Source organism: Streptomyces sp. NPDC001093, assembly GCF_040298985.1.
Classification (GTDB): Bacteria; Actinomycetota; Actinomycetes; order Streptomycetales; family Streptomycetaceae; genus Streptomyces.
The window spans coordinates 30017-54560 of record NZ_JBEPBF010000001.1; the positions used below are offsets into that span (position 1 = coordinate 30017).

General features: G+C 70.0%; 21 protein-coding genes and 7 tRNA genes. 17 read left to right on the plus strand and 11 right to left on the minus strand.

What is annotated here, in order from left to right:
* The first annotated feature begins 57 nt into the window (after window positions 1-57).
* The 7 genes from ABT288_RS00155 (at window position 58) to ABT288_RS00185 (ending at window position 5359) form a co-directional block, all read left to right on the plus strand.
* Window positions 58-130: transfer RNA gene (locus ABT288_RS00155), tRNA-Glu, on the plus strand.
* 36 nt (window positions 131-166) lie between these two features.
* A tRNA-Asp gene (locus ABT288_RS00160) sits at window positions 167-241 on the plus strand.
* Between the two features lie 24 nt (window positions 242-265).
* Window positions 266-339: transfer RNA gene (locus ABT288_RS00165), tRNA-Phe, on the plus strand.
* A gap of 52 nt (window positions 340-391) precedes the next feature.
* Window positions 392-601 (plus strand): DivIVA domain-containing protein, encoded by a 210-nt coding sequence (locus tag ABT288_RS00170; RefSeq protein ID WP_351600670.1) that lies wholly within the window; start codon window positions 392-394, stop codon window positions 599-601.
* A 140-nt stretch (window positions 602-741) separates the two neighbouring features.
* Entirely contained in the window at window positions 742-4707 is a 3966-nt protein-coding gene (gene hrpA, locus ABT288_RS00175) for an ATP-dependent RNA helicase HrpA (protein ID WP_351600673.1), read from the plus strand.
* A gap of 96 nt (window positions 4708-4803) precedes the next feature.
* Window positions 4804-4878, plus strand: a tRNA-Asp gene (locus ABT288_RS00180).
* Window positions 4879-5167: 289 nt separating this feature from the next.
* Complete coding sequence (locus ABT288_RS00185; RefSeq protein ID WP_351600676.1) at window positions 5168-5359, plus strand: DUF6274 family protein; 192 nt, start codon at window positions 5168-5170, stop codon at window positions 5357-5359.
* 459 nt (window positions 5360-5818) lie between these two features.
* On the opposite strand, the gene bldC is transcribed toward ABT288_RS00185, so the two are convergent.
* Both bldC and ABT288_RS00195 read right to left on the minus strand, forming a co-directional pair.
* Window positions 5819-6025, minus strand: coding sequence for a developmental transcriptional regulator BldC (gene bldC, locus ABT288_RS00190; protein ID WP_003949541.1), 207 nt, complete (start codon window positions 6023-6025; stop codon window positions 5819-5821).
* Between the two features lie 538 nt (window positions 6026-6563).
* Window positions 6564-7406, minus strand: coding sequence for a DUF8083 family protein (locus tag ABT288_RS00195; protein ID WP_351600679.1), 843 nt, complete (start codon window positions 7404-7406; stop codon window positions 6564-6566).
* A gap of 204 nt (window positions 7407-7610) precedes the next feature.
* On the opposite strand from ABT288_RS00195, the gene ABT288_RS00200 reads away from it, so the two are divergent.
* Window positions 7611-8717: a Leu/Phe/Val dehydrogenase gene (locus tag ABT288_RS00200; protein ID WP_351600681.1), complete on the plus strand. Its 1107-nt coding sequence runs from the start codon at window positions 7611-7613 to the stop codon at window positions 8715-8717.
* 290 nt (window positions 8718-9007) lie between these two features.
* Complete coding sequence (locus tag ABT288_RS00205) at window positions 9008-9265, plus strand: DUF3073 domain-containing protein (protein ID WP_071380680.1); 258 nt, start codon at window positions 9008-9010, stop codon at window positions 9263-9265.
* Window positions 9266-9343: 78 nt separating this feature from the next.
* On the opposite strand, the gene purM is transcribed toward ABT288_RS00205, so the two are convergent.
* The 7 genes from purM to purS form a co-directional block, all read right to left on the minus strand.
* On the minus strand, window positions 9344-10411 hold the full coding sequence (gene purM / locus ABT288_RS00210) for a phosphoribosylformylglycinamidine cyclo-ligase (protein ID WP_351600684.1): 1068 nt from the start codon (window positions 10409-10411) through the stop codon (window positions 9344-9346).
* 34 nt (window positions 10412-10445) lie between these two features.
* On the minus strand, window positions 10446-11975 hold the full coding sequence (gene purF / locus ABT288_RS00215) for an amidophosphoribosyltransferase (protein ID WP_351600687.1): 1530 nt from the start codon (window positions 11973-11975) through the stop codon (window positions 10446-10448).
* A gap of 201 nt (window positions 11976-12176) precedes the next feature.
* Window positions 12177-12635, minus strand: a complete 459-nt coding sequence (locus tag ABT288_RS00220; RefSeq protein ID WP_351600690.1) for an META domain-containing protein — start codon at window positions 12633-12635, stop codon at window positions 12177-12179.
* 35 nt (window positions 12636-12670) lie between these two features.
* Window positions 12671-13468, minus strand: a complete 798-nt coding sequence (locus tag ABT288_RS00225) for a maleylpyruvate isomerase family mycothiol-dependent enzyme (RefSeq protein WP_351600693.1) — start codon at window positions 13466-13468, stop codon at window positions 12671-12673.
* A 173-nt stretch (window positions 13469-13641) separates the two neighbouring features.
* Window positions 13642-15918: a phosphoribosylformylglycinamidine synthase subunit PurL gene (purL, locus tag ABT288_RS00230; RefSeq protein ID WP_351600696.1), complete on the minus strand. Its 2277-nt coding sequence runs from the start codon at window positions 15916-15918 to the stop codon at window positions 13642-13644.
* Window positions 15915-16595 (minus strand): phosphoribosylformylglycinamidine synthase subunit PurQ, encoded by a 681-nt coding sequence (gene purQ, locus ABT288_RS00235; RefSeq protein WP_351600699.1) that lies wholly within the window; start codon window positions 16593-16595, stop codon window positions 15915-15917. The genes purL and purQ overlap by 4 nt, the downstream gene beginning before the upstream one ends.
* Window positions 16592-16864, minus strand: a complete 273-nt coding sequence (gene purS, locus ABT288_RS00240; protein WP_351600702.1) for a phosphoribosylformylglycinamidine synthase subunit PurS — start codon at window positions 16862-16864, stop codon at window positions 16592-16594. Before purS ends, purQ begins: the two co-directional genes overlap by 4 nt.
* Before the next feature lie 310 nt (window positions 16865-17174).
* Here purS and ABT288_RS00245 point away from each other — a divergent pair, with 310 nt between their 5' ends.
* From ABT288_RS00245 to ABT288_RS00280, 8 genes are all read left to right on the plus strand, one after another.
* Window positions 17175-17492: a histone-like nucleoid-structuring protein Lsr2 gene (locus ABT288_RS00245; protein WP_031164632.1), complete on the plus strand. Its 318-nt coding sequence runs from the start codon at window positions 17175-17177 to the stop codon at window positions 17490-17492.
* 206 nt (window positions 17493-17698) lie between these two features.
* Window positions 17699-17770: transfer RNA gene (locus tag ABT288_RS00250), tRNA-Gly, on the plus strand.
* Between the two features lie 82 nt (window positions 17771-17852).
* A tRNA-Gly gene (locus ABT288_RS00255) sits at window positions 17853-17925 on the plus strand.
* A gap of 127 nt (window positions 17926-18052) precedes the next feature.
* Window positions 18053-18991, plus strand: a complete 939-nt coding sequence (locus ABT288_RS00260) for an ABC transporter ATP-binding protein (protein ID WP_351600705.1) — start codon at window positions 18053-18055, stop codon at window positions 18989-18991.
* Between the two features lie 101 nt (window positions 18992-19092).
* Window positions 19093-19890, plus strand: a complete 798-nt coding sequence (locus ABT288_RS00265) for an ABC transporter permease (RefSeq protein ID WP_351600709.1) — start codon at window positions 19093-19095, stop codon at window positions 19888-19890.
* Between the two features lie 18 nt (window positions 19891-19908).
* Complete coding sequence (locus ABT288_RS00270) at window positions 19909-21153, plus strand: sensor histidine kinase (RefSeq protein ID WP_351600712.1); 1245 nt, start codon at window positions 19909-19911, stop codon at window positions 21151-21153.
* Entirely contained in the window at window positions 21150-21764 is a 615-nt protein-coding gene (locus tag ABT288_RS00275; protein ID WP_351600715.1) for a response regulator, read from the plus strand. The genes ABT288_RS00270 and ABT288_RS00275 overlap by 4 nt, the downstream gene beginning before the upstream one ends.
* A gap of 23 nt (window positions 21765-21787) precedes the next feature.
* Window positions 21788-21860: transfer RNA gene (locus ABT288_RS00280), tRNA-Gly, on the plus strand.
* 45 nt (window positions 21861-21905) lie between these two features.
* Here ABT288_RS00280 and ABT288_RS00285 read toward each other — a convergent pair.
* The gene (locus ABT288_RS00285; RefSeq protein WP_351600718.1) at window positions 21906-22805 is read right to left on the minus strand and encodes a phosphoribosylaminoimidazolesuccinocarboxamide synthase; all 900 of its coding nucleotides are present in this window, start codon (window positions 22803-22805) and stop codon (window positions 21906-21908) included.
* Between the two features lie 93 nt (window positions 22806-22898).
* Window positions 22899-24380: a N,N-dimethylformamidase beta subunit family domain-containing protein gene (locus tag ABT288_RS00290; RefSeq protein ID WP_351600721.1), complete on the minus strand. Its 1482-nt coding sequence runs from the start codon at window positions 24378-24380 to the stop codon at window positions 22899-22901.
* Window positions 24381-24544: the final 164 nt, after the last annotated feature.

A 24544-nucleotide genomic window follows, 5' to 3' on the forward strand; every position in this document is an offset into this window, starting at 1 on the left:
CATCCCATATGCTTCTCACGTCCCCGACGCGCTGAGAAGCGCCCAGGCGGGCCGATAGCCCTCATCGTCTAGCGGCCTAGGACGCCGCCCTTTCAAGGCGGTAGCACGGGTTCGAATCCCGTTGGGGGCACGCAATACCGTGTGCGACACTGTTGCACGCACGCTTGGTCCTGTGGAGCAGTTTGGAGTGCTCGCCACCCTGTCAAGGTGGAGGCCGCGGGTTCAAATCCCGTCAGGACCGCTGGTGTTTCACGTGAAACACCGTGGCTGGGTAGCTCAGTTGGTACGAGCGTCCGCCTGAAAAGCGGAAGGTCGCCGGTTCGACCCCGGCCCCAGCCACAGCCAGAAGGCCCCGTTCAGCGAACGGGGCCTTCGTCGTAGGGGGGCATGCGTGGCAGACGACTTCCAGGGTTTCCCGGGTTTCCAGGGTTTCGACATCGCTCGGCGTGGTTATGACCGCGCCCAGGTGGACGCCTACCTGGCCGTTCTGGCCGCGGGTACGGCACCGGAGGCGCCACCCGCTTTCGACATCGCCCGGCGCGGGTACGACCGTACGCAGGTGGATGCGCGGATCGCCGAGCTGCGAGGCGGGGGACGATGAGTCAGGGCACCGGGGTCAGCGGCACGACCACCGCCTACCTGGGCAGCAAGGCCGTCGCACCGCCGGCCCGGCGCACCCTCTGAACACCGCGGGCAAATCGTTCGCGTGTTTTTCGGGCGGGGTGAGATCCTGGATCGCGTATGTCTACGCATCCCGCCCCCGCTCTCGGCACCCTCGCCCCCCGTCTGTCCGAGTTGTCCCTGCGCGACGCGCATCGGCTCGGCCGGCGGCTCGAGGGCGCGCGCAAGATCCGTAAGCCGGAGGCCCGCGCCGCCGTCCTCGCCGAGATCGAGGCGGAGGTCGGCAAGGCCGAGGCCCGCATGGCCGAGCGCCGCTCCCGTGTGCCCTCCATCGGCTATCCGGAACAGCTGCCGGTCAGCCAGAAGAAGGACGTGATCGCGGCGGCCATCCGCGATCACCAGGTCGTCATCGTGGCCGGTGAGACCGGTTCCGGAAAGACCACGCAGATCCCGAAGATCTGTCTGGAGCTGGGGCGCGGCGTACGCGGCATGATCGGGCACACCCAGCCCCGGCGTATCGCCGCCCGTACCGTCGCCGAGCGCGTGGCGGAGGAGCTGAGGACGCCCCTCGGCGAGTCCGTCGGCTGGAAGGTGAGGTTCACCGACCAGGTGAACCCGGACGCCACCTTCATCAAACTGATGACGGACGGCATCCTGCTCGCCGAGATCCAGACCGACCGCGAGCTGCGCGCCTACGACACGATCATCATCGACGAGGCGCACGAGCGGTCCCTCAACATCGACTTCCTGCTGGGTTACCTCGCCCAGCTGCTGCCGAAGCGGCCGGATCTCAAGGTCGTCATCACCTCGGCGACGATCGACCCCGAGCGCTTCTCCCGGCACTTCGGCGACGCCCCGATCATCGAGGTCAGCGGCCGTACGTACCCCGTGGAGGTGCGCTACCGGCCGCTCCTGGAGGAGGACTCGGACGACGCCGACCGGGACCAGATCACCGCGATCTGCGACGCGGTCGAGGAACTCCGGGCCGAAGGCCAGGGCGACATCCTCGTCTTCCTCTCCGGTGAGCGTGAGATCCGGGACACGGCGGACGCCCTGGAGAAGAAGTACCCCCGCGCCGGAGGCGCTGATTGGCAGGGCACCGAGATCCTGCCCCTCTACGCCCGGCTCTCGCACGCCGAGCAGCACCGGGTCTTCCAGCCGCACACCGGGCGCAGGATCGTTCTGGCCACCAACGTCGCCGAGACGTCCCTCACCGTCCCCGGCATCAAGTACGTCATCGACCCCGGCTTCGCCCGGATCAGCCGCTACAGCCACCGCACCAAGGTGCAGCGGCTGCCCATCGAGCCGGTCTCCCAGGCCAGCGCGAACCAGCGCAAGGGCCGCTGCGGCCGGACCAGCGACGGCATCTGCATCCGCCTGTACTCCGAGGACGACTTCCTCGCCCGCCCGGAGTTCACGGACGCGGAGATCCTGCGTACGAACCTGGCCTCCGTCATCCTCCAGATGACCGCGGCCGGCCTCGGCGACATCGAGAAGTTCCCCTTCATCGACCCGCCGGACCACCGCAACATCCGCGACGGCGTGCAGCTGCTGCAGGAGCTGGGCGCGCTCGACGCCGCGCAGAAGGACCCGCGCAAGCGCCTCACCGACACCGGCCGCAAGCTGGCCCAGCTGCCCGTCGACCCGCGCCTGGCCCGCATGGTCCTGGAGGCCGACCGGAACGGCTGTGTCCGCGAGGTCATGGTCATCGCGGCCGCGCTGTCCATCCAGGACCCGCGCGAGCGCCCCGCCGACAAGCAGGCCCAGGCCGACCAGCAGCACGCCCGCTTCAAGGACGAGACCAGCGACTTCCTCGCCTACCTCAACCTGTGGCGGTACGTCCGCGAGCAGCAGAAGGAGCGGGGCTCCAGTTCCTTCCGCCGGATGTGCAAGCAGGAGTACCTGAACTTCCTGCGCATTCGCGAATGGCAGGACATCTACACCCAGCTGCGCACGGTCGCCAAGCAGATGGGTATCCACCTCAGCGAGGAGGACGCCCCCGCCGAGCGCGTCCACATCTCGCTCCTCGCCGGCCTCCTCTCCCACGTCGGGATGAAGGACGTGAAGGACGGCAACAAGAACGAGTACCTGGGCGCCCGCAGCGCCAAGTTCGCGATCTTCCCGGGTTCGGCGCTGTTCAAGAAGCAGCCCAAGTTCGTGATGTCGGCCGAGCTGGTGGAGACGAGCCGGCTCTGGGCGCGGGTCAACGCGAAGATCGAGCCCGAGTGGGTCGAGCCGCTCGCCGAGCACCTCCTGAAGCGGACGTACAGCGAGCCGCACTGGGAGAAGGACCTGGCGGCCGTGATGGCGTACGAGAAGGTCACGCTGTACGGCGTCCCGATCGTCGCCCAGCGCAAGGTGAACTACGGCCGTGTCGACCCGGAGACGAGTCGCGAGCTGTTCATCCGCAACGCGCTCGTGGAGGGCGACTGGCGCACGCACCACAAGTTCTTCGCCGACAACCGCAGACTCCTCAGCGAGGTCGAGGAGCTGGAGCACCGGGCGCGGCGCCGGGACATCGTGGTCGACGACGAGACGCTCTTCGACTTCTACGACCAGCGGGTGCCCGAGCACGTCGTGTCCGGCGCGCACTTCGACTCCTGGTGGAAGCACAAGCGCCACGAGCAGCCGGACTTCCTGGACTTCGAGCGGGAGATGCTGATCCGGGAGTCGGCGGAGGCGGTCACCAAGGCCGACTACCCGGACTCCTGGCGGCAGGGACCGCTGAAGTTCCCGGTGACCTACCAGTTCGAGCCGGGCGCGGACGCGGACGGCGTCACGGTCCACGTCCCGCTGCAGGTGCTCAACCAGGTCACCGACGAGGGCTTCGACTGGCAGATCCCGGGTCTGCGCGAGGAGGTCGTGACGGAGCTGATCCGCTCGCTCCCGAAGCCGATCCGCCGTCACTACGTGCCCGCGCCGAACTACGCCAAGGCCTTCCTGGAGAAGGCGGTGCCCCTGCAGGAGCCGCTGACGGTGACGATGGCCCGCGAGCTGAAGCGTATGGTCGGCGTCCCCTTCGAGGCCGAGGACTTCGACTGGTCCAGGGTCCCCGACCACCTCAAGATCACCTTCCGGATCGTCGACGAGCGGCGCCGGAAGCTGGCCGAGGACAAGGACCTGGAGGCGCTGAAGCTCAGGCTGAAGCCGAAGGCGAGGCAGGCCCTGTCCCAGGCCGCGGCGGCGACCGCGTCCCGCGAGGGCGGCGAGTCCCTGGAGCGCAAGGGCCTGACCGACTGGACGATCGGCACCCTCACCCGGGTCTTCGAGACCCGCCGGGCCGGCCAGCCGGTCAAGGCCTACCCGGCGCTCGTGGACGACGGCGACACCGTCTCCGTCCGACTCTTCGACACGGAGGACGAGCAGGCCGAGGCCATGTGGAAGGGCACCCGGCGCCTGATCCTGCGCAACATCCCGGTGAACCCGGCGAAGTTCGCGTCCGAGAAGCTGACGAACGCCCAGAAGCTGGCGCTCTCCGCGAACCCGCACGGCTCCGTGCAGGCGTTGTTCGACGACTGCGCGATGGCGGCGGCCGACAAGCTGATCGCGGACTTCGGGGGTCCGGCCTGGGACGAGGAGTCGTACCGGAAGCTGTACGACAAGGTGCGCGCGGAGATCGTCGACACGACGGTCCGTACGGTCGCCCAGGTGCAGCAGGTGCTGGCCGCCTGGCAGGCCTGTGAGCGGCGCCTGAAGGCCGTGCGCAGCCCCGCCCTGCTGGCGAACCTGACGGACGTACGCAGGCAGCTGGACGCCCTGGTGAAGCCGGGATTCGTCACCTGGGCGGGCATACGGCGCCTGCCCGACCTGATGCGCTACCTGGTGGCCGCGGACCGGCGCCTGCAGCAGATGCCGACGAACGTCCAGCGGGACACCACGCGCATGGAGAAGGTCCACGAGATGCAGGACGAGTACGCCTGGCTCCTGGAACAGCTCCCCAAGGGCCGCCCGGTCCCCTCCTCGGTCCTGGGCATCCGCTGGATGATCGAGGAGCTGCGGGTCAGCTACTTCGCCCACGCCCTCGGCACCGCGTACCCCGTATCCGACAAGCGGATCGTGAAGGCGATCGACGCGGCCGCGCCGTAGCCGTCCGGACACAGAGAGTGAGTTCGACCAGGCGGGCTCACCTCCTGTACAGTCTCTTCTCGCAGCGCAGTGCACGAGCCAAGCGCCGCGAAACCTGGTCCTGTGGAGCAGTTTGGAGTGCTCGCCACCCTGTCAAGGTGGAGGCCGCGGGTTCAAATCCCGTCAGGACCGCATGAACGAAGGGCCCGCATCCGGCAACGGATGCGGGCCCTTCCGCATGTCGGCACGTCCCCTTGGCCGCTCGGTGCCGGTCCGCCTCCAGCCCGTCCGGCGCTTGAGGACAAGGCCCGTTCAGGGCCGTTGCGGGGGCCGGGGGGCGGCAGTCCACAGCGGGAGCCGGTCGGGGCACCCGGGGAAGCCGCCGAACCGGCGGAGCCACCCCGCTCCCTTGACGGCGTCACATTCCGTCGGTACCCAGAAGACAGGGCCCGTTCCCCTGTGCGGTCCGCGGAGGTGGCGTATGGCGGCATCGGTCAGGCACGAGACGCGGGCGCTGCTGAGGGCTCATCTGGCGGCCGCCTCGTCCTACCGGCATCTCACCCGCCACTGCCCCGTCTGTCACCACCTGCTGCGGCTGGCGATGGACGCCGGCACCCGGGTCCCCGAAGCGAGCGACGAGGAGGCCGAGGACGAAAGTCCCCGCAGCGCATGACCGACGCCGGCCCCAACACCCCTGCCCGCGTGGGACGCTGGAGACCGGCCGCTCCACTAGCGCACCCCTGCCGTCGGCAACAACCGCCGGGGCATGTGACGGGAGTCACCGCATGAGTTTTTAAAAGGGCGGTACTTACCCCTGTCCTACAACAGGTCAATTTAATATGTGCAATTGCACCCCCCTCATGGGTCACGCACAGCGATGGCGACAGCCATGCGCAGACTCCGACAAGCCCGCTCACAGCGGCCCATCCACATCCCGGCCAGCGCACAAAAAAGATCGCGCTGGACCCGGCGGAGTCCAGCGCGATCCACGACGCACCCTGTGTCGCTGCCTACAACGTTCTCTTCGGCTTGGGCGAGGGGCCTGTTGGGGCAGATCCCGCGTCGCTTGAAGCTAGGGTTCGGGCGCCTCGGCCGGTTGGGGGACCTGCCGGATTGCCCGGTATTCGGTTGTTCAGGCCTCGCTGCGCTGCTGCGGGATGCCCGCGAGCAGTGCGCGGACCTCGGCCTCGCGGTAGCGGCGGTGCCCGCCGAGCGTACGGATGGAAGTGAGCTTGCCGGCCTTCGCCCACCGCGTGACCGTCTTCGGGTCGACGCGGAACATCGTGGCGACCTCAGCCGGGGTCAGCAGCGGCTCGGCATCAGGGGTGCGAGCGGTCATGAGCGGCCTCCTCGGGAGAACCGAACCTTCTCGGTTCTTTCCTCTAAATTCTGCACCTTGACCCGCGTTGCCCGAAATGGCGGACGCGAGTCGAGTCGGTTATAGGACGAACGGCTTGTCCTCGGCACTACAACTACACCATCTGTCCAGCCGCGTCGGCCAAACCGATGGAATTGCCCTCCCAGGTGTTCATCAGCGACGGAAGCCGATGGACCATGCCATAGCGGACAGTCACGCCACTGTGACGATCAGTCACAGGACGATCAGGAGCCACAAGACCCCCCAAAGCAGGCAATGCCGAGATTCCGCCCACAATGGAGCACAGTTGGACGGACGGAGCCCTCCCCGGACTCCTTGTCCTATTTTGGCATGAGGAGCGGTAAGCGACGCAAGAGCCGCGTAAGTGCCGTCCATCACCCTTGGGGCAAAAGTCCAGATCGGGACCAACGTCCCGTCACATGGTCAAGTGGCCTAGACCGTACGCCGTTCGACGCCGTTCGAGCCGTGACGTACGTCACTCCTGAGGGATTCGGGAACCTCAGTTCGCCGAGCGCCGATCCCGGACCGCCCGCCACCGCTCCACGAGCCGCACATAGGCCTCTCCTGCCGCCGCCCCGTCGCCCCGCCGCAGCGCCTGGATCCCCTCGGCCACGTCCGCCGCCGAGTGGTCGCCCTCCAGCTCGCCCGCCGACAGCACATGCACCAGGCCGCCGTAGTCCAGCTCCACCAGCGAGCGCGGATGGAACTCCTCCAGCCAGCGGCCGACGTCCACCAGGCCGTCGATCAGCGGCCCTTCCTCGACGGCGTCCTTCAGCGTGCGCAGCGCCCGCGCCACCCGCCGCCGGGCCTGCACCATCGGCGTGCGGTAGCGCAGCAGGGGCGGCACCTCGGCGGTGCCCTTCTCGTAGCGCCGCTCCTCGTCGGAGACCAGCACGAACCAGTTCAGCGGCACCTGCCAGGTCGCCGTACGGATCCACGGGCGGGCGTCGGGGTTGCGGGTCAGCCAGCGCTCGTAGTCCTGGGCGGCCTGGCGCCGTACGACGGGGGGCAGCACCGCGTCCAGGACCGGCGCCGGAAGCTCCTCGGCCAGCTCGCCGAGCGCCTGCCAGCCGCGCAGCCGGGTCCGCCAGGGGCACACGCAGACCACGCCGTCGACCTCCGTCACGAAGGCGTCGCTGCTCTCGTGCACCGGCACCACGACCGGCGGGGTGGGCAGCAAGTCGGCCAGGGAGCGGCGCAGTTCGTCCTGGTACGAGGGGCGGTCGGAGCGGCGTGCGTAGCGCGCCCAGTGGCTGCGCTCCGGCTCCGGGAAGGCGCCCAGCGGCTCGTACACGCGCAGGTACGCGGCATAGGGGACGACCACGGAGGACACCTTCGGCACGCCTGCTCCCTCCCCATCGGACCCGGCTCGAAACCACTGCAAATCGTCCCACGGACATGCGTGCACGATCGGCGCGGGAGAGTGATCCTGAACACTGCGCGGACGGTGGTCGTGCCGAGGCTCTACGCTCATGCCAGCCGGTACCCCGCCACCCGCACGGGGCCCGGTTGCCCCACTCGCCGCTAGTACACAGGAGTCACCACAGTGACCGACGTAACCGGCGCGTCTGCTGATGTCCTGCACGCGCTGTTCCACTCGGACCAGGGCGGCCATGAGCAGGTCGTGCTCTGCCAGGACCGCGCGAGCGGCCTCAAGGCCGTGATCGCCATCCACTCCACCGCCCTGGGCCCGGCCCTCGGCGGCACGCGCTTCTATCCCTACGCGACCGAGGCCGAGGCCGTCGCCGACGCCCTCAACCTCGCGCGCGGGATGTCGTACAAGAACGCCATGGCCGGCCTCGACCACGGCGGTGGCAAGGCCGTGATCATCGGCGACCCGGAGCGTGACAAGACCGAGGAGCTGCTCCTCGCCTACGGCCGCATGGTCGCCTCGCTCGGCGGGCGCTACGTCACCGCCTGCGACGTCGGCACATACGTCGCCGACATGGACGTCGTGGCCCGCGAGTGCCGCTGGACCACCGGCCGCTCCCCCGAGAACGGCGGCGCCGGGGACTCCTCCGTGCTCACCGCCTTCGGCGTCTACCAGGGCATGCGCGCCTCCGCGCAGCACCTGTGGGGCGACCCCTCGCTGCGCGGCCGCAAGGTCGGCATCGCCGGCGTCGGCAAGGTCGGCCACCACCTGGTGAAGCACCTGCTGGACGAGGGTGCCGAGGTCGTGATCACGGACGTGCGCGCGGACGCCGTCCAGCGGATCCTCGACCAGCACCCCGAGCGCGTGACGGCCGTGGCCGACACCGAGGAGCTGATCCGGGTCGAGGGGCTCGAGATCTACGCCCCCTGCGCGCTGGGCGGCGCCCTGAACGACGCCAGCGTGCCGGTGCTCACCGCCAAGGTGGTGTGCGGCGCGGCCAACAACCAGCTCGCGCACCCGGGCGTGGAGAAGGACCTCGCGGACCGCGGGATCCTCTACGCGCCGGACTACGTGGTGAACGCCGGCGGGGTCATCCAGGTGGCCGACGAGCTGCACGGGTTCGACTTCGACCGGTGCAAGGCGAAGGCCGCGAAGATCTTCGACACCACGCTGGCCATATTCGCACGTGCGAAGGCAGACGGGATTCCGCCGGCCGCGGCGGCCGACCGGATCGCCGAGCAGCGGATGGCCGAGGCTCGCGGCAGCCACGCTGCGCACTGAGTCCGTCGCACAGGTGAGCGGTACCCGCCGGTGGGGACTTCGAGAGAACTCTCACTTCCATCGGCGGGTCGTTCCCCGATAAGTGGTTAAAATCGCCACTGACCAGCGAGGACGGGGCGCCTCGAAGGTCCTGTGCACACGCGCGTGCTGCGGGCGACGTACCGTATGGGCGCGGGCTCAGGTACCGTGGAAGCCCTACGGACCGGCCTCTCCACGGAGGGTCCGTTCCGGATCATGAACGCGTGTCAGACTCTGGGGCCGTCGAGCCCCGTCACCGAGGGGGTCGAGCCATGGGGCGCGGCCGGGCCAAGGCCAAGCAGACAAAGGTCGCCCGCCAGCTGAAGTACAACAGCGGTGGGACTGACCTGTCACGTCTGGCCAGTGAACTGGGCGCATCGACTTCGAGCCAGCCGCCGAACGGCGAGCCGTTCGAGGACGATGAGAACGACGAGGACGATCTCTACTCTCGTTACGCCGACCTCTACGAGGACGACGACGAGGAAGAGGACGACAACGATCCTCACCAACAGCATCGTCGCGGCGCTTGACCTTGCAGTGACCAGTCCGGTCGGTGGCACAGCCACCGACCGGTTTCTGTGCTGTGCGCACGGTCGCCGGCCGCGGAATCAGGCCGCGTAGTCCCCCACCAGCTCCGCGCCGGTCTCCTTGGCGCCACGGTCGGTGATCTCGCCGGCCACCCAGGCGTCGACGCCGCGGTCGGCCAGGGTCGCGAGGGCCACCTCGGTGGACTCTGCGGGGACGATCGCCATCATGCCGACGCCCATGTTGAGGGTCTTCTCCAGCTCCAGGCGCTCGACGTTCCCGGTCTTCCCGACCAGGTCGAAGATCGCGCCCGGGGTCCAGGTGGAGCGGTCGACGACCGCGTGCAGCGCGTCGGGGATCACGCGGGCCAGGTTGGCCGCGAGACCGCCGCCGGTGATGTGCGAGAACGCGTGCACGTCCGTGGTGCGGGTCAGCGCCAGGCAGTCCAGCGAGTAGATCTTGGTGGGCTCCAGCAGCTCCTCGCCGAGGGTGCGGCCGAGCTCCGGGACCTCCGTCTCCAGGGCCAGGCCGGCGGTGTTCAGCAGGACGTGGCGGACCAGGGAGTACCCGTTCGAGTGAAGGCCGGAGGACGCCATGGCGATCACCGCGTCACCCTTACGGATGCGATCCGCGCCGAGCAGCCGGTCGGCCTCCACCACGCCCGTACCGGCCCCGGCGACGTCGAAGTCGTCCTCGCCCAGCAGGCCAGGGTGTTCGGCCGTCTCGCCGCCCACCAGGGCGCAGCCGGCGAGCACACAGCCCTCCGCGATGCCCTTCACGATGGCAGCGACACGCTCGGGGTGGACCTTGCCGACGCAGATGTAGTCGGTCATGAACAGCGGCTCGGCACCGCACACCACGATGTCGTCCATCACCATGGCGACCAGGTCGTGGCCGATGGTGTCGTAGACGCCCATGCGGCGCGCGACGTCGACCTTGGTGCCGACGCCGTCCGTGGCGGAGGCGAGGAGCGGGCGCTCGTAGCGCTTGAGGGCGGAGGCGTCGAAGAGCCCGGCGAAGCCGCCGAGGCCGCCGAGAACCTCGGGGCGCTGGGTCTTCTTCACCCACTCCTTCATCAGCTCGACCGCGCGGTCGCCCGCCTCGATGTCGACGCCCGCCGCTGCGTAGCTGGCACCAGTTGTCTCAGACATGACTGTGAGAGCTTTCGTGTCGTACTGCAGGGTGTTACGGGCGACGGATCGCGTCGGCCGCGGCCGTGGCGGCGGGACCGGCCGCCAGCTCGGTCTCCAGGAGCTGCTTGCCGAGCAGCTCGGGGTCCGGCAGCTCCATCGGGTACTCGCCGTCGAAGCAGGCGCGGCACAGGTTCGGCTTGGCGATGGTGGTCGCCTCGATCATGCCGTCGATGGAGATGTAGGCGAGCGAGTCGGCGCCGAGCGAGGTGCCGATCTCCTCGATCGTCATGCCGTTGGCGATCAGCTCCGCGCGCGTGGCGAAGTCGATGCCGAAGAAACAGGGCCACTTCACGGGCGGCGAGGAGATCCGGATGTGGACCTCGGCGGCGCCCGCCTCGCGGAGCATGCGGACCAGGGCCCGCTGGGTGTTGCCGCGCACGATGGAGTCGTCGACGACGACCAGGCGCTTGCCCTTGATGACTTCCTTCAGCGGGTTCAGCTTCAGGCGGATGCCCAGCTGGCGGATGGTCTGCGAGGGCTGGATGAAGGTCCGGCCGACGTAGGCGTTCTTCACGAGACCCGCGCCGAAGGGGATGCCGGAGGCCTCCGCGTAGCCGATGGCGGCCGGGGTGCCGGACTCCGGGGTCGCTATGACCAGGTCGGCCTCGACGGGGGCTTCCTCGGCCAGCCGGCGGCCCATCTCCACGCGGGAGAGGTACACGTTCCGGCCGGCGATGTCGGTGTCCGGGCGGGCCAGGTACACGTACTCGAAGACACAGCCCTTGGGCTTCGCTTCCGCGAATCGGGAGGAGCGCAGGCCGTTCTCGTCGATGGCGACGAACTCGCCCGGCTCGATCTCGCGGACGAAGCTCGCGCCGCAGATGTCCAGGGCGGCGGTCTCGGAGGCGACCACCCAGCCGCGCTCCAGGCGGCCGAGGACCAGCGGGCGGATGCCCTGCGGGTCACGGGCGGTGTAGAGGGTGTGCTCGTCCATGAAGACGAGGGAGAAGGCGCCCCGCACCTTCGGGAGGACCTGGTGGGCCGCCTCCTCGATGGTCAGCGGCTTGCCGTCCTCGTCGACCTGGGCGGCCAGCAGGGCCGTCAGCAGGTCGGTGTCGTTGGTGGCCGCGACCCGGCTGGAACGGCTGTTGTTGTCGTTGGGCAGCTCGGCGACCATCTCGGCGAGCTGCGCCGTGTTGACCAGGTTGCCGTTGTGGCCGAGCGCGATGGAACCGTGCGCGGTGGCGCGGAACGTCGGCTGGGCGTTCTCCCACACGGAGGCGCCGGTGGTCGAGTAGCGGGCGTGACCGACCGCGATATGACCCTGGAGCGAACCGAGCGAGGTCTCGTCGAAGACCTGGGAGACCAGGCCCATGTCCTTGAAGACGAGGATCTGGGAGCCGTTGCTGACCGCGATTCCCGCGGATTCCTGACCCCGGTGCTGGAGGGCGTAGAGCCCGAAGTACGTGAGCTTTGCGACCTCTTCACCCGGAGCCCAGACACCGAAGACGCCGCAAGCGTCCTGGGGGCCCTTCTCGCCGGGAAGCAGATCGTGATTGAGTCGACCGTCACCACGTGGCACGGCACCGAGTGTAGGCGAGGTCGACCACTGGTCCGAATTGGGGATACGTGCCCTTAACGGGAAAGGGCTTACCGATCACCTTGTCGGTTTCCGCGTTTGCGCAGGTCAGCGAGGCGCGCCCGGGGATCTGAGAGTCGGCGGCGGCTCTGCGGGCATCGGTCGCGGGCCGGTTCGCCGGATGCGTGAGTGAGGTGTCGCACATCATCCGGGCGCGTTGCGGCTGAGGTGGATGCGGTCGCCGTCGCCGTCTGTGAGCGTCAGTTTCGCGTGTTGCGTCTCGGCGACGAGCGTGCCGGTGGTGAGCGCGCGGGCGAGCGCGCGCTCGAAGTCCATCCGGTCCGGGGCGCAGGCCATCCGGGTGGTGCGCAGGTCGCCGAAGGTGATCCGGTCGCCGTGGACGGTGACCCGGGCGCTGAACTGGTTGCAGCCGAGGTTGCCGGCCGCCTTGCCGTCCGCGTCGATGCGGAGGCGGGCGGAGGCGGGCGCGTGCCGGGTCGTGCCGCCGACGGTGAGGCTGTCGACCCGCCAGTCGACGCCGGTCACGGGCTGCTGGACGGTCACCGCACCACTGTCCGCCCTCCCGTTGCCGCACGCCACCGTGAGGACGGCGAGCACGGCGGCCGCCGGTGCGAGGACCATGCGCTGCTTGTACCGGTTCATGGCGATTCGACGGTGGAGCGGCCGGGTCGGTTCCGCTACGACATGAGCGGCAGCAGCCCCCCGATGTCCGCCCGCTCCCCACTGGCGCTCACCTTGGCCTCCTCCACGGCGTCCTTCCAGCTCAGGCGGCCGGTGGCGAGCCGGATCCAGGTCAGCGGGTCGGTCTCCACCACGTTGGGCGGGGTGCCACGGGTGTGCCGGGGCCCCTCGACGCACTGCACCACGGCGTACGGCGGCACCCGCACCTCGGTGGAGCCGCCGGGCGCCTTCACGGCGAGCGCGTCGGCGAGCAGCCGGGTGGCGGCGGCCAGGGCCTGGCGGTCGTACGGGATGTCCAGACCCGGTACGGCGGCGTTCAGGTCGTCGGTGTGGACGACGAGTTCGGCGGTGCGGGTGACCAGGTAGTCGTCCAGGGGCAGCGCACCGGCGCTCGTCTGCAGGATCCGGCTGCCGGAGTGCTCGGCGAGCAGGGTGCGCAGGGACCGGTCGATGTCCGTGAGGTGGGCGTCCAGGTCCTGGTGTCCGGCGGACAGGTTCCGGGTGAACTCGTCGATGGCGGCGGCGTTGGCCGCGGTGGCGAAGGGCCAGTCGAGCAGGACGGCGTCCGCCTTCGGCGGCTCGGGCAGGGCGAGCGCCCGGGGGATCGCGGTGAGCGCCATGCCGATGTGCACGACCAGCTCGCGTACGGTCCACTCGCCGAGCCGGGTGGGCAGGGCGAGCTGCTCCGGGGTGAGACCGCGCACCGCCTCCCGGACGCTTCCGAACTGGGCGAGGACCGCGGCGCGGGTCCTGTCGGGGTCGTAGCTGCGGGCGCGCTTCTTGGCCGGTGGCATGGCGGTGAGCCTATGCCCTGGCGGCGCGGGCCTTCAGGGCATTTTCGACCAGGCCGAACGCCCGGCCCGCCCGGTCGACGGTCTCTTCCGCTTGAGCCCGTGGCCGCATGAGCCCGTGGCCGCATGAGAAGGGCCCCGTCCGGCTTCCGGACGGGGCCCTTCTTCAGGTCTGCCTACGCCAGCAGCGCCGGGATGGTCTCCTCGTGGGCCTTCCGCAGCTCCTCCAGGGTGAGCGCGAACTCGCCCTGAACCTCGACCACTGCAGTGGAATCAGACGCGGTGCCGTCCACGACACCGATCCGGGTGGCCGGCAGGCCCCGCGCACCGCACATGTCGTTGAAGCGGACCTCCTCCGAGCGCGGCACCGCGACGATCGCGCGGCCGGCCGACTCGGAGAACAGGAACGTGAACGCGTCCAGGCCGTCCGGTACGACCAGCCGCGCGCCCTTGCCGCCGAGCAGCGCGGACTCGACCACGGCCTGGATCAGGCCGCCGTCGGACAGGTCGTGCGCGGAGTCGATCATGCCGTCGCGGGAGGCGGAGATCAGGATCTCGCCCAGCAGCCGCTCACGCTCCAGGTCGACCTTCGGGGGCAGGCCGCCGAGGTGGTCGTGGACCACCTGGGACCAGGCCGAGCCGCCGAACTCCTCGCGGGTGTCGCCGAGGAGGTAGATCAGCTGGCCCTCCTCCTGGAAGGCGACGGGCGTGCGGCGGGCCACGTCGTCGATCACACCCAGGACCGCGACCACCGGCGTCGGGTGGATCGCCGCCTCGCCGGTCTGGTTGTAGAGCGAGACGTTGCCGCCGGTCACCGGGGTGCCCAGCTGCCGGCAGGCGTCCGCCAGACCGCGCACGGCCTCCGCGAACTGCCACATCACGGCCGGGTCCTCGGGCGAGCCGAAGTTCAGGCAGTCGGACACGGCGAGCGGCTTGGCGCCGGTGGCGGCCACGTTGCGGTACGCCTCGGCCAGGGCCAGCTGCGCGCCCGTGTACGGGTCCAGCTTGGCGTAACGGCCGTTGCCGTCCGTCGCGATGGCGACACCGAGGCCGGTCTCCTCGTCCACGCGGATCATGCCGGAGTCCTCCGGCTGGGCGAGGACGGTGTTGCCCTGCACGAGGTGGTCGTACTGCTGGGTGATCCAGTTCTTGGAGGCCTGGTTGGGGGACCCGACCAGCTGCAGGACCTGGTCCTTCAGCTCCTGCGACGTCTCGGGCCGCGGCAGCTTGTTCGCGTCGTCGGCCTGCAGGGCGTCCTGCCAGTCCGGGCGGGCGTACGGGCGCTCGTACGTCGGGCCCTCGTGGGCGACCGTGCGCGGGTCGACGTCCACGATCTTCTCGCCGTGCCAGAAGATCTCCAGCCGGTCGCCGTCGGTCACCTCACCGATGACGGTGGCGATGACGTCCCACTTGGCGCAGATCTCCAGGAAGCGGTCGACCTTCTCCGGCTCCACGACCGCGCACATGCGTTCCTGCGACTCGCTCATGAGGATCTCCTCGGGCGAGAGCGTGGAGTCGCGCAGCGGGACGTCGTCCAGGGTGACGCGCATGCCGCCGGAGCCGTTGGACGCCAGCTCGGAGGTGGCGCAGGACAGACCCGCGGCACCGAGGTCCTGGATGCCGACGACCAGCTTCTCCTTGAAGGCCTCCAGGGTGCACTCGATGAGGAGCTTCTCCTGGAAGGGGTCGCCGACCTGGACGGCAGGGCGCTTCGACGGCTTGGCGTCGTCGAAGGTCTCGGACGCGAGGATCGAGGCACCACCGATGCCGTCACCACCCGTACGAGCCCCGTACAGGATGACCTTGTTGCCCGCGCCGGAGGCCTTGGCGAGGTGGATGTCCTCGTGCCGCATCACACCGATGGCACCGGCGTTGACCAGCGGGTTGCCCTGGTAGCAGGCGTCGAAGACGACCTCGCCGCCGATGTTGGGCAGGCCCAGGCAGTTGCCGTAGCCGCCGATGCCCGCGACCACGCCCGGCAGGACGCGCTTGGTGTCGGGGTGGTCGGCGGCGCCGAACCGCAGCGGGTCGACGACCGCCACCGGCCGCGCACCCATGGCGATGATGTCGCGGACGATGCCGCCGACACCCGTGGCCGCGCCCTGGTAGGGCTCGACGTACGACGGGTGGTTGTGCGACTCGACCTTGAAGGTCACGGCGTAACCCTGGCCGACGTCCACCACGCCCGCGTTCTCGCCGATGCCGACGAGGAGGGCGTCGCTCTCGGGCGCCTTCTCGCCGAACTGGCGCAGGTGGACCTTGGAGGACTTGTACGAGCAGTGCTCGGACCACATGACCGAGTACATGGCGAGCTCGGCGCCGGTCGGGCGGCGGCCGAGGATCTCCACCACCCGCTCGTACTCGTCCTTCTTCAGGCCGAGTTCGGCCCAGGGCAGCTCGACGTCGGGGGTCGCGGCCGCGTGCTCGACCGTGTCCAGAGGCGTCCGGCTCATGCGCCCACCAGCTTCTTGAGGATCGAGGTGAAGAACGGGAGCCCGTCGGTACGGCCCGTACCGACCAGCGGCTCGACGGCGTGCTCGGGGTGCGGCATGAGGCCGACGACATTCCCGGCCTCGTTGGTGATGCCGGCGATGTCCCGCAGCGAGCCGTTCGGGTTGAAGTCGAGGTAACGGAAGACGACGCGGCCCTCCGCCTCCAGCTTGTCCAGCGTGTACGCGTCGGCGACGTACCGGCCGTCCATGTTCTTCAGCGGGATGTGGATCTCCTGGCCGGCGCGGTAGTCGCTGGTCCAGGCGGTTTCCGCGTTCTCCACCCGCAGCTTCTGGTCGCGGCAGATGAAGTGGAGGTGGTCGTTGCCGAGCATCGCGCCCGGGAGGAGGTGGGCCTCGGTGAGGACCTGGAAGCCGTTGCAGATACCGAGGACCGGCAGTCCGGCCTTCGCCTGCTCGATGACCGTCTCCATCACCGGCGAGAACCGGGAGATGGCACCGGCGCGCAGATAGTCGCCGTAGGAGAAACCGCCGGGAAGGACCACGGCGTCGACCTGCTTGAGGTCCTTGTCCTTGTGCCAGAGGGCGACCGGTTCGGCGCCCGCGAGGCGGATCGCGCGCTGGGCATCGTGATCGTCGAGGCTGCCCGGGAAAGTGACGACGCCAATACGAGCGGTCACTTGGCCGCCTCCGCGACTTCCGTGGCCTCTTCCACCTTGACGGTGAAGTCCTCGATCACGGTGTTGGCGAGGAAGGATTCCGCAAGATCGTGGATGCGGGCGAGCGCGGCCTCGTCGACCGGCCCGTCAACTTCCAGTTCGAAGCGCTTTCCCTGGCGGACGTCCGAGATCCCTTCGAAACCCAGGCGCGGCAGCGCACGCTGGACCGCCTGGCCCTGGGGGTCGAGGATCTCCGGCTTGAGCATGACGTCGACTACGACGCGTGCCACTGGCACTCCCGGTGTGTGGTGCTGAGCAGGTTCCTTCAGACTACCCGCACAAAATTTCTACGCGAGTAGAGTTGTAGGAATCTACGTGAGGCGCATCACGATCGGGTGTCGGAGTCGTACGCCCGTGAAAAGTTCTGGGAAAGTTCCACAGTCCGCCCCGTTCACCTATTGTCTTCGGACACGCGGACGGATTTAGTCGGGCTTCACTTTGCATTGCCGGGCACTGTACAAATGAATTGGCAATAGCCGATACTCGGCACGTCATCGCCGTTGAGCTGTATCGACGTGCCGCACGAAGGGACCGATATTCGTGGCGCAAAAGGTCGTGGTCACGCTCTTTGACGACATCGACGGCTCGGAAGCGGCGGAAACGATCGCCTTCGGACTCGACGGCAAGTCGTACGAGATCGACCTGAACGAAACCAACGCCAAGAAACTGCGCAAGGCGCTCGCGCCCTACGTCGAGGCCGGCCGCAAGCGGTCGCGCTCCGGCAAGGCGTACAAGCAGACGGAGGTCGCCCCCGACCCGGCGGCCGTCCGCGCCTGGGCCCAGGCCAACAAGATGGACGTCCCCGCCCGCGGACGCATCCCCAAGAAGGTCTACGAGGCGTTCAGCGCCGCGCAGTGAGGCGCGCGCCGGGAGCCGCACGAGCGGCCCGGCCGCATGAGCCCGCGAAGGGGCAGCCCTCAGGGCCCGTCAGCGGACCCTGAGGGCCGCGCACTTGGGCATACCGGGCAGCAGGGGGAGCCGACTTGCGCGACCCCCCTGTTGATCAGCTAATGTCTGGGACACGCCGAGGGGCGAGGCCGAAAGGCCGGAACCCCGAGGAGCGTGCGGGTGTAGTTCAGTAGCAGAACATCCCCCTTCCAGGGGGAAGGCGCAGTGTGCGATTCCTGTCACCCGCTCCGGCACCGCTTGTCACGACCACTCTGGTGGATCAGGTAGGCTGGTGCTCGCACCGATCGGTGGGAGCCGGTCGGGAGCAGTGCGGACGTAGCTCAGTTGGTAGAGCGCAACCTTGCCAAGGTTGAGGTCGCGAGTTCGAGCCTCGTCGTCCGCTCGGGAATGAGACCCCGGTCCACTGGACCGGGGTCTTTTCGTTGTCCGTGATCCGCTCTGACATTTGTCATGCCGGGCGATGACATCGCACACTGCCGCACCGCTCCGGCCGCCGGGACGCTGGCGTCATGGACTACGACGAACACGAGCACGTGATTGAGGTGACCGACCTCAAGCGCGTCTACGGGGGCGGGTTCGAGGCCGTACGCGGAGTCTCCTTCTCCGTCCCGCGTGGGGAGATCTTCGCCCTGCTCGGGACCAACGGCGCCGGCAAGACCTCGACGGTCGAACTGCTGGAGGGGCTGGCCGTACCCGCCGGGGGCCGGGTCCGGGTCCTCGGCCACGATCCGTACCGCGAGCGGGCCGCCGTACGGCCGCGCACCGGTGTGATGCTCCAGGAAGGAGGCTTTCCGGCCGAGCTCACCGTCGCCGAGACGGCCCGGATGTGGGCGGGCTGCACGAGCGGGGCGCGGCCGGAGGCGGAGGCGCTGGAGCTGGTGGGGCTGACCGGCAGGGCCGGCGTCCGGGTCAAACAGCTCTCCGGCGGCGAGCGGCGCCGGCTCGACCTGGCGCTCGCCCTGCTCGGCGATCCCGAGGTGCTCTTCCTCGACGAGCCGACGACCGGGCTCGACGCGGAAGGCCGCCGGGACACCTGGGAGTTGGTCCGCGCGCTGCGCGACGCCGGTACCACCGTGCTGCTGACCACGCACTATCTGGAGGAGGCCGAGGGCCTCGCCGACCGGCTCGCCATCCTGCACGAGGGCCGTGTCGCCGCCTCCGGCACCCCGGCCGAGGTCACCGCCGGCCGCCCTTCCCGGATCTCCTTCCAGCTGCCCGACGGCTACTTCCTCGGCGATCTGCCCCCGCTGGCCGAGCTCGGCGTGTGCGCGCACGAAACCGACGGCAGGGTCGTACGGCTGCGGACGCGGGAGCTGCAGCCCACCGCGACCCGGCTCCTGGCCTGGGCCGAGCAGGCGGGGGTCGAACTGCGCGGACTGGACGTGCGGTCGGCCTCGCTGGAGGAGGCGTTCCTCGGGATCGCACGCGAGCGGGAGACGGTGGCATGAGCGGGACCGGAACGGGAGCGAGGGGGCGCGGAATGCGCGAGGTGGGAGCGCGAGCCGCCGTGGGCCGGGGCGGGACCGCGGCGGAGGCCGGGAGCCGTGGCGTGAGCGGCGTGCGCGGGGCGGAACGCGGCGGGGGGACGTCGGCGGGCCGGCGGCTGTGGGCGCTGGGGCGGGCCGAACTCACCCTGCTCAGCCGCAACCGCGGGGTCGTCTTCACCGCGCTGGCCGTGCCGCTCCTGCTGCCGTTCACCGTGCGGCCGGCCATGGACCAGCTGGATCTGAAGAAGCAGGGGCTGACCATCGGCACCACCCTGCTGACGGCCGCGATCGGCTTCTCCTTCCTCTTCGCCGTCTACACCTCCCTGGTCAACACCTACGTCGCCCGCCGCGAGGAACTCGTCCTCAAACGGCTGCGCACCGGCGAGCTCTCCGACACGGAGATCCTCACCGGCACCGCCCTGCCCGCGCTCGTCATCGGCCTGGCCCAGGCGCTGGTGCTGTGCGCCGGATGCGCGGCCCTGCTGCACACCGGCGCGCCCAAGGCGCCGTATCTGATCCTGCCCGGGCTGGTGGCCGGTTATCTGGTCAGTGCCGCGCTCGCCGCGCTCACCGCGTCCTTCACCCGGACCGTGGAGAGCGGCCAGGTGACCGCGATGCCGCTGATGTTCCTGTCGATGGTCGGCTCCGGGATCACGATCCCCACGGAGGTCATGCCGGACAAGCTGGCCACCGTCTGCGACCTGCTCCCGCTGTCCCCGGCGATCCGGCTCGTGCGCGGCGGCTGGACGGGCCAGTTGAGCACCGGGGAGGCGCTCGGCGCCCTGGCGACCGCGTTGGCCTGGATCTTCCTGGCGGTGTTTGCTGTACAGCGGCGGTTCCGCTGGGAGCCGCGGCGCTGAGGGACGGGGGACGCGCGGATGACGGGACGCATACGGCGGTGGCAGCAGCGGCACTGGGGGGAGCGCAGCAAGGCCGAGCGCGTCGAGCTGTACAGCGTCCTCACCTGGCACGGCACGGTCTGGTTCATCATGGGCTGCTGGGTGCTGCTGCCGCTGCCCGGCGGTCTCGCCCACCGGCCGGTCGCTATCGTCCTCGGCGCCCTCCTCGCCCTCGTGGCGGTCCTGCAGTGCGCGCTCACGAACCGGCTCACCAGGACCGTGCTCGACCACTACCTCGGGCGCGCCGAGCTGCCGGCCCGCACCCACCGCGCACCGGCGGTCCTGCTGGGCCTGGCGCTGGCGCTGATCGTGGCGCTCGCCGGGCTGGACGCGGCGACCCCGATGGCGGTCCGGTTCACGATCGGTGGTGTCGTACTTCCCTTCGCGCTGCTGTACGGACTCACGGTCCCGGTCCGGGTGTTCCTGCGTCGGTCGGCGGTGTTCGCGGTCCTGCTCACGGCTGCCGTCGGGCTCGCCGACCGCGACGGCGCCGGGCTGGTGGCGACCGGTGCGATGGCCGTCTTCCAGGCGGTCTTCGCGTTGCTCGCCGGCCGCTGCGGTGCCTGGACCCTGGCCGTGCTGTGGGAGGCGGAGCGGGCCCGCGAGGTGGAGACCCGGCTCGCCGTCGCCGAGGAGCGGCTGCGGTTCGGACGGGATCTGCATGACGTGCTGGGACGGAACCTGTCCGTGATCTCCCTCAAGAGCGAGCTGGCCGTCCAGCTGGCCCGGCGGGGCCGGCCGGAGGCGGTGGAGCAGATGATCGAGGTGCAGCGCATCGCGCAGGAGTCCCAGCGGGAGGTGCGGGCCGTCGTACGCGGGTACCGGGAAGCCGATCTCGGGGCCGAACTGGCGGGTGCCCAGGGCGTGTTGACGGCCGCGGGCATCGCGTGCGAGGTCCGCGCGGAGGCCACGGGGCTGCCCGCCGAGGTGCAGTCCGCGCTTGGCTGGGTGGTGCGCGAGGCCACCACCAATGTGCTGCGGCACGGGGATGCGGACCGGTGTGAGGTGGAACTGCGGGTGCCTGAGGGGCGTGTGGTGCTGACGGTGGAGAACGACGGGGTGACGGGAACCCCTCACGGGGGTGGGGGTTCCGGGCTCGCCGGGCTTCGGGAGCGGCTGGCGGTCGTCGGCGGGACCCTGGAGGCCGGGGCGATCGACGGAGACCGGTTCCGGCTGGTGGCCGAGGTGCCTTTGATGCAGGAAGTGAGTGAAGTCACGTCATGAGCACTCCGGTACGGCTGTTGCTCGCCGATGACGAACACCTGATCCGGGGCGCGCTGGCCGCGCTGCTGTCGCTGGAGGACGATCTGCTGGTCGTCGCGGAGGCGGCCAGCGGGCCCGAGGCGCTGGCGATGGCGCGGGCCCACGCACCCGATGTGGCCGTGCTGGATCTCCAGATGCCGGGCGCCGACGGTGTGAAGGTCGCCACATCCCTGCGCGCCGAACTGCCCGGCTGCCAGGTCCTGATCGTCACCGGACACGGCCGCCCCGGCCATCTGAAACGGGCGCTCGCGGCCGGTGTGCGCGGGTTCGTCCCGAAGACCGTCAGCGCGCGGCGGCTCGCCGAGATCATCCGGACCGTGCACGCGGGAAACCGTTACATCGACCCGGAGTTGGCCGCCGACGCGATCTCCGCCGGTGACTCCCCGCTGACCGCGCGGGAGGCCGAGGTGCTGGAACTGGCGGCCGAGGGGGCGCCGGTCGCGGAGATCGCCGAGCGGGCCGCGCTGTCGCCGGGGACCGTGCGGAACTACCTCTCCTCGGCCGTCACGAAGCTCGGCGCCGAGAACCGTCATGCGGCGGTGCGTCTCGCACGGGAGCGAGGTTGGGTATAGTTGCTCTCGCGCCACGGCGCAACGCGGACGTAGCTCAGTTGGTAGAGCGCAACCTTGCCAAGGTTGAGGTCGCGAGTTCGAGCCTCGTCGTCCGCTCGGGAAGAAGACCCCGGTCCACTGGACCGGGGTCTTCTCGTGCTGCTAGCTCCAGCTCAGACCGGTGAGCCGCTCGTACGCCTCCACGTACTTCTGCCGGGTCTGCTCGACGACCCGGTCCGGCAGCGGCGGCGGGGGCTGCTCGCTCTTCCGGTCCCAGCCGGACTCGGCGGAGGTGAGCCAGTCCCGGACGAACTGCTTGTCGTACGACGGCTGGGCGCGGCCCGGCTGCCACTGGTCGGCCGGCCAGAAGCGGGAGGAGTCCGGGGTGAGGACCTCGTCCGCGAGCACCAGGCTGTCGCCCTCGAAGCCGAACTCGAACTTGGTGTCCGCCAGGATGATCCCCCGGTCGCGGGCGATGTCCCGTGCCCGCGCGTACACGGCGAGGGTCGCCTGGCGCAGCTGGGCGGCGGTGTCGGCGCCGACCTGGCGGGCGACCTCCTCGTAGGAGACGTTCTCGTCGTGCTCGCCGACCTCGGCCTTGGTGGCGGGAGTGAAGATCGGGGCCGGGAGTTCAGAACCGTCGACGAGGCCTTCGGGGAGGGCGAGGCCGCAGACCGTACGGGACTCGTTGTACTCGACCAGGCCGGAGCCGGTGAGGTAGCCGCGGGCCACGCACTCCACCGGGACCATCTTCAGGGACTTGCAGACCAGCGTGCGGCCCGCCCAGTCGGCGGGGGCGCCCTCGGGCACCTCGGTGCTGATCACGTGGTTCGGTGCCAGGTCCCGCAGCTGGTCGAACCACCACAGGGAGAGCTGGGTGAGGACGCGGCCCTTGTCGGGGATCTCCGTGGGCAGCACCCAGTCGTAGGCGGACATGCGGTCGCTGGCGACCATCACGAGGTCGCCCGCCTCGTTCTGGTACAGCTCGCGCACCTTTCCGGTGTGCAGGTGCACCAGGCCCGGAACCTGGATCGGCTCGGGCTTTTCTACGAATCCGGACACGGTTCCTCCCCGTGGTTCTGTCCAAGTGCCTCGATTCTCCCTTATCGGGGGGATCGGTTTCGGTCAGGGGGGTCGGGCTCGGTCCGCCGGCGGTCAGTCGCGTTTGCAGATGCGGTCCAGGAGGTTCGCCGTGGCGCGCTGGACGCGGGGGTCCACATGCCCGGGGCGGTCCAGGGACGGGGACCAGGCGAAGGTGCCGGAGGCGAACACCCAGGCCCCGGAGGGGGCGCGGTAGAGGGAGGTCTCCTGGTGGCGCAGGACGCCGTCGCTGTCGGTGTACGGGGAGTGGGCGAGCAGGATGCGTTCCTCATGCGTGGGCAGCGGGGTGCGCGGGAAGTACCGGTCGGCCTCGCCGGCGACCAGACCCTGGATCTCCTCGCCCTCCTGCGCGCCGGTCGCCTCCCACAGCCAGTGCCCGGCGTTGCGGACGACCAGCGGATGCGGCTCGGGCACCCGGCCCGCGTACTGGATGCCGACCAGCTGCTGCTCGGGCCGGTCGATCTCCCGCCAGAGGACCGGCTTGCCGGGCCCTTTGCGTTTGCGGCAGGTCAGCAGCCGGTCCGGCACGCCGGACGGGGACGGGCCCAGCTCCACCTGCCAGTACATGGTGTTGGCGGAGAGGAAGACCAGTGAGGTGCCGTGGTCGCGGGCGTCCTCCACGGCCCGGCGCATCGGCACCGTCCAGTACTCGTCGTGCCCGGGGAAGACCAGGCCCCGGTAGCGGCCGGGGTCGACGCGGCCGGCGTGCAGGTCGCGGGCGTCGGCGTAGGCGAGGTCGTAGCCGTAGCGCTCGGCCCAGCGGATGAAGTCGTAGGCGTGCCCGACGTGCAGGGGCAGGCCGGCGCCGGCGTAGGGGCGGTCGAAGGAGACCGTGGACGCCGCATCGGCCTCGCCGAGCAGCCGGCCCTTGTCGTCCCAGGCGTGGTAGAGGCTGGCGCCGGTGCGGCCGTCCTCCGGATACAGGTTGTACGCCTGCCAGGTGATGTCCGGCAGCAGCAGGAGCAGGTCGGCGGGGTGGCCGTCGCGGACCGTGAAGGGCACGTGGGAGCGGTAGCCGTCGGCCGTGGTGAGGACGGCCACATAGGCGCCGATGGGCCAGTGCGCGGGCACCTGGAGGCGCCAGGACAGCCACCAGTGGTGGCAGGAGACCGTGCGGTCGGCGGCCAGCGGCGGGGGCTGGACGATGCCGGACAGACGCGGGCTGGTGGTGATCTTCGCGGCGCCGTCGCCGCCGTAGTGGCCGATCCGGTAGATGTCGACGCCGAACTCCTGGGGCGGGTCGACCGTGATGTGGAAGTCGATCGCCTCTCCGGGCGTGACCGCGCCGGTCGCGGTGAAGCCCTTGATCTGGCGGCGCACGTCGTCGGCCGAGCGGGGCCCGGGCACGCGCGGGGTGGGACCGACCCCTTTGAGCGGCTGCGGGCTCGGGTCGACGTACCAGGGCACGACATGACCGGTGTCGTCGAAGTAGGTCTCACTGCCGCGCAGCCAGGGTACCGGGCCCTGACCGAAGGGGTCCGTGACGGCGTGCGCGAGCGCTCCGGACTCCCAGCGGCGGATGTGGTCCGAGGCCATGATCGCTCCCCTCCCTCATGCCCCCCGTGTCGTCCTGTCTCGGTGGTGCTCGCGGTGCTCTCCGTGCTCGGTGATACGCGCAGTCCTCGGGCGTGCTGTCGTATGTCGCACGCTCTTGCCAGGTGCGTGGTCGCTCCCAGCACATCACATAACGCACGGGCTCG

Coding starts and splice junctions, on each gene's coding strand:
- hrpA (WP_351600673.1), top strand. CDS start 742: ATGTCTACGCATCCCGCCCCCGCTCTCGGCACCCTCGCCCCCCGTCTG.
- ABT288_RS00185 (WP_351600676.1), top strand. CDS start 5,168: ATGGCGGCATCGGTCAGGCACGAGACGCGGGCGCTGCTGAGGGCTCAT.
- bldC (WP_003949541.1), bottom strand. CDS start 6,025: ATGACCGCTCGCACCCCTGATGCCGAGCCGCTGCTGACCCCGGCTGAG.
- ABT288_RS00205 (WP_071380680.1), top strand. CDS start 9,008: ATGGGGCGCGGCCGGGCCAAGGCCAAGCAGACAAAGGTCGCCCGCCAG.
- purM (WP_351600684.1), bottom strand. CDS start 10,411: ATGTCTGAGACAACTGGTGCCAGCTACGCAGCGGCGGGCGTCGACATC.
- ABT288_RS00220 (WP_351600690.1), bottom strand. CDS start 12,635: ATGAACCGGTACAAGCAGCGCATGGTCCTCGCACCGGCGGCCGCCGTG.
- ABT288_RS00225 (WP_351600693.1), bottom strand. CDS start 13,468: ATGCCACCGGCCAAGAAGCGCGCCCGCAGCTACGACCCCGACAGGACC.
- purL (WP_351600696.1), bottom strand. CDS start 15,918: ATGAGCCGGACGCCTCTGGACACGGTCGAGCACGCGGCCGCGACCCCC.
- ABT288_RS00260 (WP_351600705.1), top strand. CDS start 18,053: ATGGACTACGACGAACACGAGCACGTGATTGAGGTGACCGACCTCAAG.
- ABT288_RS00270 (WP_351600712.1), top strand. CDS start 19,909: ATGACGGGACGCATACGGCGGTGGCAGCAGCGGCACTGGGGGGAGCGC.
- ABT288_RS00275 (WP_351600715.1), top strand. CDS start 21,150: ATGAGCACTCCGGTACGGCTGTTGCTCGCCGATGACGAACACCTGATC.
- ABT288_RS00290 (WP_351600721.1), bottom strand. CDS start 24,380: ATGGCCTCGGACCACATCCGCCGCTGGGAGTCCGGAGCGCTCGCGCAC.